The following is a 1,246-nucleotide window of genomic DNA, read 5'->3' as shown; positions in this document are numbered from 1 at the left end:
CCTGGTCCGCGACATCACCGAGATCCTCACGTCGATGTGCGCCCGGCTGTACGGCCGCCGCGCGGCGGTGAACCGGGCCGCCCGCGCGGTCGCCGAGGCCACGAAAGACGGTCCGGCGTGAAGACGATGCAGGCGTATCGGTTCGCGTTGGACCCGAACGACGTCCACCTTGCCGGCCTGCGGCGTCACGTGGGCGCTTCGCGGTTCGCCTACAACTGGGGCCTGGCGCTGGTGAAGGCGGCGCTGGCGCAGAGCGACGCGGAGAAGTCCTACGGGTTCGACGGTGACGCGCTGACCCCGGTGCCGTGGACGCTGCCCGCGCTGCGGCTGCGGTGGAACCAGGTCAAGAACGACGTCGCGCCCTGGTGGACGGAGTGCTCCAAGGAGGCGTTCTCCGCCGGGCTGGACCAGCTGGCGCGGGCGTTGACGAACTTCTCCGACTCGAAGAAGGGCGTCCGGAAAGGTCGGCGGGTCGGCTTCCCGAGGTTCAAGAAGCGCGGGAAGGCCCGGGAGTCGTTCCGGTACACCACCGGCGCCTACGGTCCGGCCGGCGAAACGCGGGTGAAGCTGCCCCGGATCGGCCGGGTGAAGGTCCACGAACCGATGGGCGCTCTCACCGGCCGGCTCGCCGATGGCCGGGCCCGGATGCTCGGCGCAACCGTGTCGAGGACCGCCGGACGCTGGTACGTGTCGTTCACCGTCGAGGCCGACCGGGACGTTTCCGAAGCCCCGTCGGCCCGGCAGCGGGCCGCCGGGCCGGTCGGGGTCGACGCCGGGGTGAAGCACCTCGTCGTCCTGTCCACCGGCGAGCAGGTCGACAATCCGAAACCGCTCGCCCGCTGCCTGCGTAAGCTGCGCAGGGCGTCGCGGGCCTACGCCCGGTCCAAGCCCGGCAGCGCCGGCCGCCGGCAGCGGGCAGCCCGGCTCGCGCGCATCCACGCCCGCGTCGCGAACCAGCGCCGCGACGGGCTGCACAAGCTCACCACCCGGTTGGCGAAGAACCACAACGTGATCGTGGTCGAGGATCTCCATGTCGCCGGGATGGTCCGTAACCGGCGCCTCGCACGCGCCGTCTCCGACGCGGGGATGGCCGAGATCCGCCGCCAGCTCGCCTACAAGACCCGCTGGTACGGCTCGCGGCTGCACGTCGCGGACCGCTGGTACCCGTCCTCGAAGACCTGTTCCGGCTGCGGCTGGCGAAACCCAAGCCTCACCCTGTCGGACCGTACGTTCACCTGCCAGTCCT

1 protein-coding gene and 1 pseudogene are annotated in these 1,246 nt (G+C 71.6%); both read left to right on the top strand.

The features are described 5' to 3' along the window. Positions 1-121: pseudogene (locus C1A33_RS25575) on the top strand (IS607 family transposase); the annotation flags it as partial. Beyond that, the coding region (tnpB, locus tag C1A33_RS25570) for an IS607 family element RNA-guided endonuclease TnpB (RefSeq protein WP_101834028.1) at positions 118-1,246 on the top strand (1,129 nt) is incomplete at its 3' end. The pseudogene C1A33_RS25575 and the gene tnpB, both read left to right, overlap by 4 nt.

This window comes from Frankia canadensis, from assembly GCF_900197875.1.
GTDB classification, from domain to species: Bacteria; Actinomycetota; Actinomycetes; order Frankiales; family Frankiaceae; genus Frankia; species Frankia canadensis.
This window is presented reverse-complemented; position numbering and strand designations above follow the sequence as displayed.